General features: G+C 35.7%; 17 protein-coding genes. 5 read left to right on the top strand and 12 right to left on the bottom strand.

What is annotated here, in order from left to right; translation table 11 throughout:
- Positions 1-26 precede the first annotated feature (26 nt).
- The 3 genes from BM143_RS10295 (at position 27) to BM143_RS10285 (ending at position 3,841) form a co-directional block, all read left to right on the top strand.
- Positions 27-1,331 (top strand): voltage-gated chloride channel family protein, encoded by a 1,305-nt coding sequence (locus BM143_RS10295; protein ID WP_185116541.1) that lies wholly within the window; start codon positions 27-29, stop codon positions 1,329-1,331.
- A gap of 252 nt (positions 1,332-1,583) precedes the next feature.
- Positions 1,584-2,462, top strand: a complete 879-nt coding sequence (locus BM143_RS10290; protein WP_090024384.1) for a LysR family transcriptional regulator — start codon at positions 1,584-1,586, stop codon at positions 2,460-2,462.
- A 443-nt stretch (positions 2,463-2,905) separates the two neighbouring features.
- The gene (locus BM143_RS10285; RefSeq protein WP_090024472.1) at positions 2,906-3,841 is read left to right on the top strand and encodes a YeiH family protein; all 936 of its coding nucleotides are present in this window, start codon (positions 2,906-2,908) and stop codon (positions 3,839-3,841) included.
- Between the two features lie 422 nt (positions 3,842-4,263).
- On the opposite strand, the gene BM143_RS10280 is transcribed toward BM143_RS10285, so the two are convergent.
- The 6 genes from BM143_RS10280 to BM143_RS10250 form a co-directional block, all read right to left on the bottom strand.
- Complete coding sequence (locus BM143_RS10280) at positions 4,264-4,443, bottom strand: hypothetical protein (protein ID WP_047448256.1); 180 nt, start codon at positions 4,441-4,443, stop codon at positions 4,264-4,266.
- A gap of 177 nt (positions 4,444-4,620) precedes the next feature.
- Positions 4,621-5,862 carry an MFS transporter gene (locus BM143_RS10275; RefSeq protein WP_090024383.1) on the bottom strand — a complete coding sequence of 414 codons (1,242 nt, stop codon included), beginning with the start codon at positions 5,860-5,862 and terminating at the stop codon, positions 4,621-4,623.
- Positions 5,863-5,929: 67 nt separating this feature from the next.
- Positions 5,930-6,946, bottom strand: coding sequence for a grasp-with-spasm system SPASM domain peptide maturase (gene gwsS, locus BM143_RS10270; protein ID WP_090024382.1), 1,017 nt, complete (start codon positions 6,944-6,946; stop codon positions 5,930-5,932).
- Positions 6,947-7,149: 203 nt separating this feature from the next.
- Positions 7,150-8,115, bottom strand: a complete 966-nt coding sequence (gwsG, locus tag BM143_RS10260; RefSeq protein WP_090024380.1) for a grasp-with-spasm system ATP-grasp peptide maturase — start codon at positions 8,113-8,115, stop codon at positions 7,150-7,152.
- A gap of 7 nt (positions 8,116-8,122) precedes the next feature.
- Positions 8,123-8,689, bottom strand: a complete 567-nt coding sequence (locus BM143_RS10255; RefSeq protein WP_090024379.1) for a DUF6624 domain-containing protein — start codon at positions 8,687-8,689, stop codon at positions 8,123-8,125.
- A gap of 71 nt (positions 8,690-8,760) precedes the next feature.
- On the bottom strand, positions 8,761-8,958 hold the full coding sequence (locus BM143_RS10250; RefSeq protein WP_090024378.1) for a hypothetical protein: 198 nt from the start codon (positions 8,956-8,958) through the stop codon (positions 8,761-8,763).
- A 146-nt stretch (positions 8,959-9,104) separates the two neighbouring features.
- On the opposite strand from BM143_RS10250, the gene BM143_RS10245 reads away from it, so the two are divergent.
- Complete coding sequence (locus BM143_RS10245; protein ID WP_090024377.1) at positions 9,105-9,467, top strand: helix-turn-helix transcriptional regulator; 363 nt, start codon at positions 9,105-9,107, stop codon at positions 9,465-9,467.
- Positions 9,468-9,589: 122 nt separating this feature from the next.
- Here the strand turns inward: BM143_RS10245 and rny are convergent, their stop codons facing one another.
- The 6 genes from rny to BM143_RS10215 all read right to left on the bottom strand — a co-directional run bounded on the left by rny (position 9,590) and on the right by BM143_RS10215 (position 14,210).
- Positions 9,590-11,158 carry a ribonuclease Y gene (gene rny / locus BM143_RS10240; protein WP_034726321.1) on the bottom strand — a complete coding sequence of 523 codons (1,569 nt, stop codon included), beginning with the start codon at positions 11,156-11,158 and terminating at the stop codon, positions 9,590-9,592.
- A 231-nt stretch (positions 11,159-11,389) separates the two neighbouring features.
- Positions 11,390-11,677, bottom strand: coding sequence for a cell division protein ZapA (locus BM143_RS10235; protein ID WP_034726323.1), 288 nt, complete (start codon positions 11,675-11,677; stop codon positions 11,390-11,392).
- Positions 11,677-11,979: a hypothetical protein gene (locus BM143_RS10230; protein ID WP_034726324.1), complete on the bottom strand. Its 303-nt coding sequence runs from the start codon at positions 11,977-11,979 to the stop codon at positions 11,677-11,679. Before BM143_RS10230 ends, BM143_RS10235 begins: the two co-directional genes overlap by 1 nt.
- Before the next feature lie 140 nt (positions 11,980-12,119).
- Positions 12,120-12,902, bottom strand: a complete 783-nt coding sequence (gene porT, locus BM143_RS10225; protein WP_090024376.1) for a type IX secretion/gliding motility protein PorT/SprT — start codon at positions 12,900-12,902, stop codon at positions 12,120-12,122.
- Between the two features lie 3 nt (positions 12,903-12,905).
- Complete coding sequence (gene ubiE, locus BM143_RS10220; protein WP_090024375.1) at positions 12,906-13,637, bottom strand: bifunctional demethylmenaquinone methyltransferase/2-methoxy-6-polyprenyl-1,4-benzoquinol methylase UbiE; 732 nt, start codon at positions 13,635-13,637, stop codon at positions 12,906-12,908.
- A gap of 3 nt (positions 13,638-13,640) precedes the next feature.
- The gene (locus BM143_RS10215) at positions 13,641-14,210 is read right to left on the bottom strand and encodes a hypothetical protein (RefSeq protein WP_090024374.1); all 570 of its coding nucleotides are present in this window, start codon (positions 14,208-14,210) and stop codon (positions 13,641-13,643) included.
- A gap of 101 nt (positions 14,211-14,311) precedes the next feature.
- Here BM143_RS10215 and BM143_RS10210 point away from each other — a divergent pair, with 101 nt between their 5' ends.
- Positions 14,312-15,379 carry a 3-oxoacyl-ACP synthase III family protein gene (locus BM143_RS10210; protein ID WP_090024373.1) on the top strand — a complete coding sequence of 356 codons (1,068 nt, stop codon included), beginning with the start codon at positions 14,312-14,314 and terminating at the stop codon, positions 15,377-15,379.
- Positions 15,380-15,388: the final 9 nt, after the last annotated feature.

Genomic DNA, 15,388 nt, shown 5'->3' with positions numbered 1-15,388 from the left:
TTAACCAATAACTGATCAGGATTATTATGTCAAAAAAACAACGGACACTTCATAGAAAAGCAGTTTTTTATACCCAATTATTTTTTAGAAAATACCCTGCCCTGCCCTATATTTCAAAATGGCTGTGCATCAGTATTCTCATTGGTGGATTGGTAGGAACGGCGTCTGCAGGATTTTTACAGTCTCTGGAATGGGCAACCCAATTCAGAGAAAGTCATATCTGGCTTATTGCCCTGCTTCCAGTTGCAGGTTTTCTTATTGGTCTTCTATACCATTATTATGGAAAAGATGTAGAGGCAGGAAATAACCTGCTCATCGATAATATTCATAATCCGAAGGAAATTATTCCCTTTAAAATGGCTCCATTTGTGTATCTGGGAACCATTGTTACGCACTTCTTTGGAGGATCGGCCGGGCGTGAGGGAACAGCTTTACAAATGGCCGGTGCTATTGCAGACCAACTCAGCAAACCTTTCAAGCTTGATAAGAGTGAAAGGAAAATTCTGTTGATCGCCGCCATTGCCGCAGGTTTTGGATCAATTTTCGGAACACCATTGGCCGGAGCTGTTTTTGCACTGGAAGTTTTCCTGATTGGAAGAATACGGTACAATGCTATCTTCCCGGCTTTTGCTTCAGCTATTCTCGCAGACTTGACCACCAATCTCTGGAATGCCAAACATACCCATTACCATATAGACCTTATTCCCAAACTGGAATTTCTGCCCATTGTATATAGCATTCTCGCCGGAATTGCTTTTGGAATCTGTGCTGCAGGATTCAGCAGAATGATTCACTGGACTGGATCTGTTTTTAAATCTAAGATTAAATATCCTCCGTTTCGCCCTGTAGTCGGCGGAATTATTGTTGCTCTTGCAGTTTTTGCCATGGGAACCACAAGGTATATCGGGCTGGGAATTCCTGTCATTCTGGAATCTTTTAAACAACAGAGTCCACTCTATGATTTTGCTTTAAAAATGGTTTTTACGATTGTTACCCTCTCTGCAGGGTTTAAAGGGGGCGAAGTCACGCCTTTATTTTTCATCGGAGCCACTCTTGGGAGCGCATTATCCCTGTTTATTCCGTTACCGTTCGGATTGCTTGCAGGAATGGGCTTTGTAGCTGTATTTGCCGGAGCTACCAATACTCCACTGGCCTGTATGCTAATGGGAATTGAGCTGTTCGGGGCAGAATCCGGTGTCTACATCGCTATTGCCTGCGTAGTTTCCTACTTGCTTTCCGGCCGCAACAGCATTTATACAAAACAAAAGATCGGTGAAGCGAAAAACCGAAGGTATGAAAGTGATGGAGGGAAGTCTTTTTCAGATTTGTAAGAGAGTTTGAGTTGGAGAGTTGGAGAGTTTGAGGGTAAGAGAGTTGCTGGTTATTGGTTCATAGTAATTAAGTTAATGAATCATTTTCTGACATCTAGGATCTTGACTCTTGCTTTTTTCTTCCTAAAACCCAATATAACTCAAACACTAGCACTCTCCAACCCTCAAACTCTTAAACTCTCAAACCCTCAAACTCCTCAACTCTCAACCCGCATAATTTCACTAAATTTGTTACCACAAGCTTCCCACCCCATGTTTGACTACAGATTAAAAGTTTTCCATACCGCTGCCTCAAGACTGAGTTTCACAAAAGCTGCTGAAGAACTTCACATTTCCCAACCGGCTGTGACGAAACATATTAAAGAAATTGAAAGTCAGCTTGGTACAAAACTATTTGACAGAAAAGGAACTTCTGTACATCTTACCCAGAGTGGAAAAATTCTATATGAATATGCAGAAAAGATCCGGAATCTCTACCGTGATCTGGAATTTGAGATCAGTCAGGTGAATGAACAGCATAAAGGAAAGCTGATTATCGGAGCCAGCACCAGTGTTGCACAATATGTTTTGCCTGAACTTCTGGCCAGATTCAATACCTATTACAAAGAAATCAAGATCGAACTGATCGCCCATAATACCGAAATTATTTCCGAGCTTTTAAAAGAAGGAAAAATAGACCTCGGAATTATCGAAGGAGAATCCCAATCATCTTTCTTTGACTATAAAATTTTTAAAGCTGATGAAATTGTTCTTACCGCAAAAGCTAATCATTCATTAGCCCAGAAAACATTAAGTCTAAAAGACCTTTACGACTTAAACCTGATCTTCCGTGAACAAGGTTCCGGCACCCAGGAATTCATCCAAAACCGTTTAAAGGAAAAAGGAATCAACATCGAAGAGCTCAACACAGTTATGCAGCTGGGAAGCAGTGAAAGCATTAAAAACTATCTTTTACATTCAGATTGCATGGCCTTTTTGTCGATCAGTACTATATTAAACGAATTAAAAAATAACACGCTGACCATCATAGATATCAGGAATTTCAGTATTGAAAGAAATTTTCACTTTATTCTTCCGAAAGGAGAACAGTCGGAGATGATTAGACTATTTTTGAGATTTGTGAGAAGTTAGGTGGTAGATGATAGGTTGCAGGTAGCAGGGATTAGGGATTGTGGCGCAGTTTTAAACTATGTATTTTGATTTGATGTTAGACGGAGTAGAAGGTCAATGGTGAATTTTGCTTCGCAAGTGAATGGTGAATTTTTGGGATAGATTTCAGATATTAGACATCAGACGTCAGATTTCAGATTTCAGATAATAGATATCAAACATAAAACAATTATCCATCGGCTTAATTACTACCAACCAGCAACTGACAACTAGCAACTGATCATCCGCTTCACTATCAAACTCTCCCACTCACAACTCATAACTCACAACTCATAACTCATAACTCATAACTCATAACTCATAACTCATAACTCATAACCAAAAGTTATCCATCATAATAAAATACGATTTACTTTGTAATACTATATTTCGGAATTTTGGAGTCTGATTTCAAAACTTATCTTATGAAAGAGCTCATCCAAAATGAAATGATCCGAAAAACTGTTTTTATTGTACTCGGTGTTGTATGTCTTACCCCGCTGGTTTCTTCTCCGATAGCACTGGCTTTAGGCTTTGGTTTAGCGGTTCTCATTGGTAATCCGTTCGAAAAGCATTTGCACAGATACATTCATCTGTTGCTTCAGATCTCTATTGTAGGACTGGGTTTTGGACTCAAACTGAATGAAGCACTTCAGGCGGGGAAAACAGGATTCTTTTTAACGGTTGTTAGTATTTTCACGGTGATGGTTCTCGGCTATATTCTGGGAAGAGTCTTTAAACTTGAGAAAAAGCTTTCTTACCTAATTTCTGCTGGAACTGCGATTTGTGGCGGGAGTGCTATCGCAGCTATTTCCCCTATCATCAAGCCGGGTACAAAGGAAATTTCTTTAGGTCTTGCCATTATTTTCACCTTAAATTCTTTAGCGTTGTTTATTTATCCGGCTATCGGGCATATGCTGCATCTTTCCCAGGAGCAGTTTGGGCTTTGGTGTGCGGTGGGAATTCATGATACCAGTTCTGTGGTTGGAGCGGCCGGAAAGTATGGAAATGAAGCTTTAAAAATAGCCACTACGGTGAAGCTGGCCCGTGCTTTATGGATTATCCCGGTTTCTGTGATCACGATGTTTATTTTTAAAAATAAAGAATCAAAAATTAAAATCCCGTGGTTTATCGGGTGGTTTATCTTGGCTATTCTTCTGAATACTTATTTTCCTGTTTTTGATGGATTGAGCAGTTCAGTGACTGCAATAGCCAAATCGGGACTGAATCTTACTTTATTCTTTATCGGGTCTACACTTTCGATCGGGACTTTAAAAACGATAGGAATTAAGCCGTTGGCTGTGGCTGTTATTTTATGGATCACGATAAGTGTAGGGAGTTTGGTTTACATCACCAGCTAAAATAAATATAAAATACTGCAAATCAATATTTTAAAGTTAAATTTATTGACTTCTATAATTTATTCCTTTTTTGAGTTCTTTTGTCTTGAAACAAAATGAACCAAAAATTCAAGGCTGGAAGCTTCCGCTAAAAATTAAAACTCAATCCTAAAATTCCCAAACTCGTGCGGATTAAATATTGTTATTTCAGTTCAATAATTTTGCCGCACTCAAACAATGGGAATTTTTTAACGGAGTGAGTTTTAATTTTTTTAACGCTCCAGCTTCCTAGGCCAATATGAAAAACTACATTAGAAAATGAATTCCTTTTTTTGGGCCATTTTTAATCTCTTCTTTAAATGACAAAAACCTTTTGGAAGGTCCCAAAAGGCTTTTGCGTATTAAATGTGGAAATGTTTTAGTTTTCTTACTGATATACAGTCTTAAATTGCAGACTCACCACAGTTGTACCCTTGTGTACAAGCGATATGCTGTACGCAATACCAAGGTCCGGTTACAGAACCTGAGCAGCTGCATCCGCAAAGTGATAAATCAGGTTTTCCGCTGATTCCTCCGATAATGTTCTTTAGATCTGCTTTTCTTAATTTCTTAGCGTTTTTCATAGTGTTACATGATTTGGTTTGAGATTAAACAATATAATTTTGTTACCTTTCAAAGTTAAACAAATATTAATTATTCGCAACATAATTTAAATAAAATTTTAATAATAGGTTGATTCCATTACGTTTATTACGATATAATCGCCATTCCCAATCATCACATTTATTAAACAACATTCATTATTCGGTAAATTCAAGGTCTTTATTATGGGTTTCGGAAATCGTGAGTGCCGAATAAAAGGCCAGTCCAAAGACAACCAATCCGACTACTGCCGCACTGATGATTACCGTGAAATTATTTTTCAGCAGATCAAACGCCAAAATCATCACAGGTACCAGACCTCTTACCATATTGGGAACAGTTGTGGTAGCCGTATTTCTGATATTCGTCCCGAACTGTTCTGCTGCAAGAGTTACAAACATCGCCCAATATCCAGTACCTAAGCCCAGCCAGACACAGAACATATAATATTTTGTTTCCGTATTGGTATTTCCGAACAGCATAATCGCTACACCAACGATCGTGAACAGCAGCATATAAAAAATAGCCATCTTCCGGGATTTTAACGCATGAGAAATAAACCCACTCATCAGATCACCGACAGAAATGCCAATATAAGCCCACATAATGGCTTTTCCGGGATTCAGATCCTTAATGCCTAATTCAGGAGCAAACTGATTGGCTAAAACAGCAAGAATCCCTATACAATACCAGGTGGGCAATCCTACAGCAATGCATTTGAGGTATCTGGTGAGCCGGTCTTTATTGGTAAAGAAAGAGAGAAAATTCCCTTTTGATACACTTTTATGCACTATATTTTTATAAATTCCTGATTCTGAAACACTAATTCTCAGCAACAACAGCATAATTCCCATAATTCCTCCGATGATGTAGGAAATATTCCAACCGCCGGCCAATTCTACGGTAAGCTGGGCCACAACAGCCCCCATCAATCCAAATCCTGCTACTACAGAAGTTCCAATGGCTCTTAAATTCTTCGGGAGACTTTCAGAAACAAGGGTAATTCCTGCTCCAAGTTCTCCGGCGAGTCCTATTCCCGCGATGAACCTTAAACCCGCGTATTGGTACACAAGATGTTCTTTCGGAAAGTAAGGAAGAAAACCACAGGCAATATTGGCCAGTGAATACACCAGAATAGAACCGAAAAGTACGGAGAGTCGTCCTTTTTTGTCTCCAAAGATTCCCCAGAACACACCACCGATAAGGAGCCCTACCATCTGACAGTTGAGAATAAAGGTACCATCAGCGTCGGGATTCAGGCCTAAAGCTTTTAAACTTGGGATTCTTACGATACCGAATAAAAGCAGGTCATAGATGTCTACGAAATAGCCCAGGGCGGAAATGATAACGGGGATTGAAAAGATGTACTTCAGTTTTGAAGACAAAGACAGTTCTTGCATTTTTAAGTTTTGATAAAAATAAAAAACCTCTCAATTTCTTGAAAGGTTTTTATACAATATCTTTATTTTATCTCCATTTATTAGTATACGGATCAAAAGAGCATTTATTTACCTTTTTCCATGAAGAACCATCAAATTCAATATCAGAATTATCAAAACAAATATATCGAAATTGACAGTCTTTACACATATCTATACTATCATTGTTAATAAACCATTTTCTAGTAAAATCAGAATCTTCAATTAATTGTGTAATGCTTTTATCTTTAAAATTCCCAAAAGTATTTTTATGTGCCAGAAAATTTTTAAAATTTCCATCATTGTCAATACAAACCTTTCTATTTAAAGCAACATTATGATGTTGAGATTCTGTGAAAAATTCCATATTAACAATAAAATTTTCTTTCCTTATAGAATCTAAGGTTGAACTATTAATAATCTTTGATGTAAAAATCAGTTTATTGTTTTTTACATATTTTAAATTTTTATAAAGTTCTTTAGTTAAATTTTCATCTGCAACGCTATGAATTATAAATGTGGTTATTCTATTTTCAATATCATCAAGATATTTTAACAATTGCTTGTCAAATAATATTTCAGGTAGAAAAATTTCAACATTCCTAATTCTTGATTTTTGTGTTGTATCAATTATGTTAGAGAATATCCTATTAACATTTGAATTATTTATTCTTATTTGAATAGTAGAACAGGCTAAGGAATTTAGTTCTTTAATTGCAGAAGTATAGTCATATATACAGCCTTCGTAAATTTCTAAGACCGCACTATTAATTCTTAACGGAGAATACCATTCTAAATTTAGTTCTGGAAAACTTTCAACATTATCTAAGAAAAAACCATAATCAATATCATTCAAAAAATTAAAATAATGATCTATACCCTCGTCTAAATCATTATTAAAAAAATTTTTGATTTCGCTTACTGTACTGGTGCACGTTTTTTTTAGAACTTCAAGTAATAGATTCGGAACATTGATATGCTCATTATTCTGTAAATCAACAATTATACTTTCTTCGATCCCTTTTACTGGAATGCAATTTGAGTATAAATTAAAAAATCTATTCATTAGAGAAGTAGTATTGGCTTATGATTATAAAAAATATCAAATGTTTTGGTCTGGTGAAAGTCACTTTGTGCTGAGTAATGCAAATTAAATCGTTTCACCTCTTCTTTTGTATAATAAACATTCCTAATTAAATGATAATTTATCGGGAGATATTTATAACTTTCGGATACAAAAAGTCTTACAAATTCTTTTTTTCTCATGATTTATTGTATTAAGTATTCAGCGATCTTTTTATGTAAATGATAATTACAAGCACCAGTAACAAACCCAAACTGACCCACAGGATTAACCTCTAAAAAAACATATCTATCCTTTGTTTTTACAATATCTATGGAACCACAATTTAAATTTAGTTTTTGCATTAACATTCGAATTTGATCTTCTAATACGGACGGGAGCTTGTAAGTAACGCGCCTGTTCATATTTTCTCGGTTATATCTTCTAAAATCAACGCTTGTACGTTGATCTTTTTGAGAAAACATTGCCATTGAAAATACATCTCCATCTAAATAGAAACTGCGTATTTCGTATTCTTTTTCCAATTTTTCCTGAAAGTGCCCTATAAAGAAATAATCTGGAAGATTATTAATAAAACTTAGTTCTATTTTTTCAGTGTAGGTTGCATAGGTAGAATGTGTCTCGTTTATATCACATAGCAACATATCATGCATTTTGGAGATTAATTCACCATTGCATTCATTATAAAAATCGATTAACTTAGCTTTACTATTAGTCAAGATAGATTTGGGAATATCTATCCCAATATCCTTAGCAATTCTTAAAACCTGAAATTTATTAACTTCATATCTCAAGGGACCACCCAAAATATTTTCTGCTTTATATTTGTTTGCTAAATCACATGCATTAATATTTTCAATTTCTTTATTGGCAGAATGCATTAATAATGCTAATAATTTTGTATTATCTATTTTTTCTATTAGTAAGTCTTCGGGAATGGTTCTGATAGGAAGCGGCCTTCTTCCCGGTCTCCTATACCAGATAGCTTTTACATCAATACTCTCACTTATATCAATAAAATATTCATCTTCTGTTGGTATTTGAAAAAAATCGGTATTAATTCTCTTTACTTCCCCATTATATAGAACAGAAAGCCAATCCATAACTATATTAGTAGTAATATCAATATCTTCCGTATAAATAACTACCATTTTATTATCATTTATATATTACATTGTTGGAGGAATCAATCATTTTAATATATTTTTCAATAGGATACAGATTCATGGACTTTCTTCTTAAATTCACATTCATAGGATTAATAAGATTTTCAACAAAAGCCTTACCTTCTTCATTTATTGAAGGTTGTGTCCCATAAATTTGTTTTCTATTATTTGCTAGTTCAATTCTATCAATCAAATAAGCTAATTGTCTTTTATCTGCATTTCCTGCCTCTGCTGCTTCTTTCATAATAGGAAGATATTTTTCCATTGTTTCCAATTTATCAGCATGTTGTATTGCAGCAAATAAAGCTAAATTGGCATCGTGCCCAATTTTATCTTCACCCAGCCATCCTAGACTATCAATAATCTTTGTCACTATTTTAATATTCTTTCTATCTATTGGATTTTGCTTAATAAAATCGTATGTTGGTTGCCGGAATTTTTGATCGTCTACTAATACCTTTTCTAAAGTTTTTTTAACTTCAGAATAGTTTTCAGTTTTTTTACATCCTAAAATGCAAAGAAATAGAACAGGTAATGTGTATTTAAATTTTGTAATCATAAAAAATAATTAAAAAAGGATAAAATAATTCTATCCTTTATACAATTTATTAGTAATTCTATTCAATAAAATTATCTAGTACCATCATAATATTTATCTGGTGCAGTAACATTGTTATCATGATTACCACCAGAGGTTACACCTGTTTGAAGATCTTGTCCTGGAGAAGTGACAAGCTTTCCACCATTAATACTGTCAAGCTTAGTTCTCTCAATTCTTGAATTTTGGAACTTAATCATCAAAGCATCTTTTTTTTGAGAATTTTTCATAATAATTTTTTTTTAAATGTTTTTGTATCTTATTGACATAACAAATATATCAAGCAGTATTGAAATAAGATCAAAGTTTTTATGTGAAATTTATGTGAATTTCAGCGCATGAATGATATATTTGTAAAACACAAAAAAACACAATTATGATAAAAAATAAGCTTATAAAAGCCCGTAAAGAAAGGTATACTCAAGAAAGCATGGCTAAAATATTACATATGACACAGTCTCAATACCAAAGAAGAGAAAAAGGAGAAATTAAAATCTCAGATGAAGAATGGGAACGTATGGCAAAAGCATTGGATACCACAGTAGAAGATATTAGAGAGGATGATATACCTCAAAGGATTAATGATAATTATGATAATAACTCAGGAAATTATTATCCCCATGTACATAACAATTATAATATTCCAGAATTTATTCTTGAAAATCAACAAGAATATATTAATCTTCTGAAAAAACAAATAGAAGAACTAAAAGAAGAAATTAAAAGTCTAAAATCTTAATTTTTTTTCTATAAATTTTAAATTTATAGAGCTTACTGTACATAATTTATGTATAACACCTAACCACATAAAAAAACCTTTCAATTTCTTGAAAGGTTTTTTTTAATATTTTGATATCGTTATTATCTCGCGATATTCACAGCTCTTGTTTCTCTGATTACCGTTACTTTTACCTGTCCCGGATACGTCAGTTCATTCTGGATCTTTTCAGAGATATCGTAGGAAAGCTGGTTCGCTACTTCATCATTCACTTTTCCGCTTTCTACCATTACTCTTAGTTCTCTACCTGCCTGGATCGCATAAGCACTTGATACGCCATCGAAACTTAAGGCTGCAGATTCAAGATCTTTCAGTCTCTGGATATAAGATTCAAGTACCTGTCTTCTTGCTCCCGGTCTTGCTCCTGAGATGGCATCGGCTACCTGGATGATCGGTGATAATAATGACTTCATTTCAATTTCGTCGTGGTGAGCTCCGATTGCGTTAACAACTTCTGCATTTTCACCATACTTTTCAGCCCACTGCATTCCCAGTAAAGCGTGAGGAAGTTCAGATTCCTGCTCAGGAACTTTACCGATATCGTGTAGAAGACCTGCTCTTTTCGCTAATTTTACGTTTAATCCTAATTCAGCAGCCATTGTTGCAGCGATGTTCGCTACTTCTCTTGAGTGCTGTAGTAAGTTCTGTCCATAAGAAGAACGGTATTTCATTCTACCTACGATTTTGATTAGTTCCGGGTGTAATCCGTGGATTCCTAAATCAATGATCGTTCTTTTTCCTACTTCAATGATCTCTTCTTCGATCTGTTTTTTCGTTTTTTCTACTACTTCTTCGATTCTTGCCGGGTGGATTCTTCCGTCCGTCACCAATCTGTGTAGGGATAATCTTGCGATTTCTCTTCTTACCGGGTCAAAACATGAAAGAAGAATAGCTTCCGGAGTATCATCTACGATAATCTCTACGCCCGTCATTGCTTCCAAAGCACGGATGTTTCTACCTTCTCTACCGATAATTCTACCTTTTACTTCGTCAGATTCAATGTTGAAAACAGATACTGAGTTTTCGATAGCCTGTTCTGTCCCAATTCTCTGAATCGTCTGAACAACAATTTTTCTGGCTTCGTTCTTAGCATTCAGCTGTGCTTCTTCCATAATGCTCTGAACGTGTGCCTGAGCTCTTGTTTTAGCCTCTGCTTTCATGGTTTCTACCAATTCTGCTTTAGCTTCTTCAGCAGTATAATTAGCGATTTTTTCCAAAATCTCCACTTTTTTCGTGGTTGCTACATCAAGTTCCTGCTGTTTTCTATCTAAGATCTCATTTTTCTTAGCATAATCTGCAATCTGTCTGTCCAGGTCTTTTTCAAGTTTTCCGGTCTTGCTAAGCTCGTCATTCAGCTTGTGTTCCTTGTCTTTGGTTCTTTTTTCTACCTCCTGCATTTTTTTCTCACGGGATTGGATATCCGCATCATGCTGAGATTTCAGTTCCAAAAATTTTTCTTTGGCCTGTAGGTTCTTTTCTTTCTTTATGGATTCAGCTTGAACATTTGCTTTTTCTATAAGGTTTTCGGCATTTTTCTTTGCATCATCTACAATAAATTTTGCCTTGGTATTCAGCGAGCTCTTAGAGAAAAGAATCCCTATCACTGCGCCAATAACTAAGCAAATAACGCCGACTATAATGGCTGTTGTCATAATATATATTGAGTTTTAATTGTCTTACACTTATCTAAATAAAAAAAACCTACAACAATTCAGGGATTGAGAGTAAACTCCTAATCAACACGATTTGAACTGATTTCCTCTGTCTGTAATCCGGGAGACCCGGCACGCCATTCAGCGGACATTTGCTCGGTAATTGTTTAGCGTTGAGTTTACCTTAAATGTGTTAGAATTATTGTAGGCAGTCTGGCCGGGAAAAGAATTCTATTTCCCGATTTCATTCAACGACTGATTAATCTGCACTAATCGTTCGTTGGTAGAATTTATATTTTTTTCGTAGTTCAGAGAAACTACTTCTGCGTTGGTTCCCAGTTTAAGGGCACACATCGCCAAAGCATCCTGTTTGTCTCTGACATCGAAGTTCTGTTCAAAATCTTTAATCATATTTTCGATCTGCTTTCCTACCTTGCGCAGAGTTTCCTCCTCTGCGGCCGGCACGTTCAGCGGATATACCCTTCCTGCAATGTTGATGGTTATTCTTCTTACCTCCATTATAATCCACTGTTTTGAAGCTGCGCAATACAGAAATCAATTTCTTTTACCAATCTGTTGATATGGTTTTTCATTAATCTGTTGTGTTCAGGATTCCCTGATATTGCTGAATAAAGTTTTATATTTTTTTGTTCTTCTGCTAATACCTGATTTCTTCTTCTCTCCTCATCATATTTCGTTTTCAGTTCTTCATGCTCCACAGTTAAGTCGGATAATCTTTCAGTAAGACTTTTATAATTCTTTTGTAAAAGGAAAATCTTTCTCTCTAATTCTGAAAAATTGTTTTCTAAATCTTGAAGCATTTCAGGTTTTGTATATTCTAACTAGCAACAAAAATAAAAAAATAATAACAGTAACAAAAATAAATGTCTCTATATTTTGATTTGGTACGAAAAAAGGAGATGCAGATGCACCTCCTTTTGTATTTTTTATGTCTGTTTTCTTATTCGAATTTCAATACAAACATCACTGCTCTTGTCTGAAGCGTAGACATTGCCGTCGCCCAGTATGGAGGTGTCGTCGCATTATCAGCTACTTTCTCGTTGTTCATGAAGAATGTTCCTCTGATCGCCGGGGTAAGCTTGAATTTATTGAAGTAAAACTGAATTCCCATTTCAGCAGACCATGCAAAATTATGCGTAGTCGATCTGAAAACCTGCTGCATGTTGTCATCCACAGAATCAGAATTAGACTGAAGGTTCACGATATAGTTCACACCTCCTGCAATATACGGTCTTGAATTGTACCATCTGTTACCGTGAAGTTCCAATAGTACAGGGATGTCTACCAAAGTAGATTTAATCTCTCTTACTTTATCTTTCTCAGTTAAAGCAATTGGGAAGAAAGGTGGATTAGTCAATGTACCTGCAGCATACTGGTCATTGGACTGGGTATTAAAAATCAACTGCCTTTGAGCAAATTGCAAGCCTGGCTCCAATCTTAGGTCCAGATGATCATTCAGTCTCCACTTGGCGATCAAACCGGCTCCGAAACTGTAGCTTTCTCTGGATTTAACAAGATTCTGATTACCTTCCGCACCATATCTTGGATGAAGGACGATACGGTAGTCTAGCCTGTTGCCATTCAAATAAAAACCCCAACTGAATTTCTGCTCGTCAAAGTCTTCCAACTTATCCATTCTGTTTCGGGTTCTGAATTGCGCATCTGCAAAAACAGCAATATTAACTGAGGCTAAAACCAGTGCTCTTAATAGAAATTTATTCATAGGTTACTTTGTTGCTTTATAAATTGTGGCTATACCTAAACTTAGCTTTTTATATTCTACTTTCTTAAATCCTGTATCTAAAAGAATTTGCTTCATCTTTTCCCCGAAAGGAAAAGCATTTACAGAATCCGGAAGGTATGTATACGCCCTATTATCTTTGGATACCAGTCTGCCGATGGCAGGTAATACGTTTTTGAAATAAAACATATAAAATGGACCTAAGAACCCCTCAACCTTTGAAAACTCCAGTATATAAACACTCTTGTTATCTTTAACTACTCTTCTTAATTCTGCCAAACCTTTGGTAAGGTTTTCAAAATTCCTTACTCCAAATGCAACGGAAACAGCATCGAATCTATTGTCCTCGAAAGGTAAATTTTCTGCATCTCCTTTTTGCATGGAAATTTTGCCGTCTAATTTAAGTTTTTTTATTTTAATAACGCCAACATTCAGCATTTGTTGTGATAAATCTAAACCAATTACTTTTGCATCGGTTCCTTTTTCAATCGTGATTGCTAAATCTCCCGTTCCTGTAGCCACATCCAGCACTTCCTGCGGATTGTCTTTTTTCATCATTTTCACCAATGTATTTCTCCATAAAACATCAATTTTCATAGATAAAACATGATTCAGAAGATCGTACTTCGGTGCAATATTGTCGAACATATCCTCTACCTGGCTTTTTTTTGTAGCCTCAGAATTGTAGGGAGTAACTTTGGTAATATCTTTTGTCAAAACTTAAAACTTGTAATATTCTTTGTAATAATTTAGGAAATCCTGCTTTCTGAAGATCTTTGATCTCGATTCCACCTGCTGAATGTTTTTGATCACTTTATCGTAATCCTCATCCACATTGTAATAAAAATCTTCAGTATAAAGCTTGTTGAAGCGTCTCGCTCCTCCGAAATAATCTTTTCCGTCTATTGTGATTTTGTCCAGGGCCAAAAGTAATGAATCTTTTTTAAGATTGTACCCATAATATTGATCATTAATATAATAATCCTGATGTGCGATGTTAATCAGCCCACGAATCTTATTCACTTCAAATGCAGAATCATAGAGTATTTTCTTATTCTTGTCGAAAACCTTGATGGAATTTTTTCCCTTTTTGATATCCACGTGAACATACTGTCCCGCTGAAATTATTCCCTCAGAACCATTATTGATCTTAAAATAATAGGTATTGGGAGTAGGGTTGTCTACTACAAAATAATTTTTCTTGGCTAAAAAAAAGAAGTAGACCCCAAAGGCAACGATAAACACCACAGCTGCAATAAGTAAGCCTTTTAAGGACGAGTTGTTTTTCATACGATTGTAAAGTACAATTTTTGCAAATTTAATAATATTTTTAATTCTCCGTTATTAATATTAATTATTAACTTTGCATCTTTAAAAAATCATTTAAACGAATGCCGAATACGATCATTATTGGTTCCGGATCCTATATTCCTAACAGAGTTATTGGTAGAGATTATTTCATGGATTCTGAGTTCTACACTGAAGACGGAGTTAAGATTGAAAAACCTGCAGAAGAAACCATCGCGAAGTTTGTAGAAATCACAGAAATAGAAAACAGAAGATTTATTGAAGACGATCTTTCTAACTCACAGATCGGTTCTGAAGCTGCAAAAGCAGCCCTGGAAGACGCTAAAATAGACGGCGAGGACCTTGACTACATTATTTACGCAAGCAACTTTGGAGAAGTTACTGTAGACGGATATGTGAATTTCATGCCTAATATGGCAGCAAGAGTGAAAAATAAGCTGGGCATTAAAAACAGAAAATGCATTACTTATGATATGATTTTCGGATGTCCGGGATGGGTGGAAGCCATGATCCTTGCTGACAACCTTATCAAGGCAAAAGCTGCAAAAACAATTCTTGTGGTAGGTGCAGAAACCTTAAGCCGCGTTACAGATCCGCATGACAGAAACAGAATGATTTTCGCTGACGGTGCCGGTGCAGTCGTTGTACAGGCTACAGATCAGGAAAATGTGGGTATCATTGCTCACAACACCATCTGTGACAACGGTCCGGAATTGTGTTATCTTGAAAACGGTCCTTCTATCAACGCAAACGTAGATCAAAGACGCCTTTATGTAAGAATGCAGGGAAGAAAAATCTATGAGTACGCCCTTAAAAATGTTCCTTCAGCGATCAAGGAAACGATTGAAGACGCGGGACTTTCTATCGAAAACATTGACAAAATCCTTATCCACCAGGCGAATGCAAAAATGGATTACGCCATGATTGAAAGACTTCACAAGCTTTATGATGTGAAAGATTACGACCATGCGATCTCTCCTATGACCATTCAGAACCTTGGTAATACGTCTGTAGCAACTATTCCTACGATGTATGATTTAATAATTAAAGGAAAAATGGAGGGTCAAACGTTTAAAGATAAAGGTAACATTGTGATGACTTCGGTAGGTGCCGGAATGAACATCAATGCTATCGTTTACAGATTTCCTTAAAATATTTAA

Source organism: Chryseobacterium oleae, from assembly GCF_900115055.1.
GTDB classification, from domain to species: domain Bacteria; phylum Bacteroidota; class Bacteroidia; order Flavobacteriales; family Weeksellaceae; genus Chryseobacterium; species Chryseobacterium oleae.
Note: the sequence above shows the minus strand (reverse complement) of the source record. Positions and strands in the feature narration are given on the sequence as shown.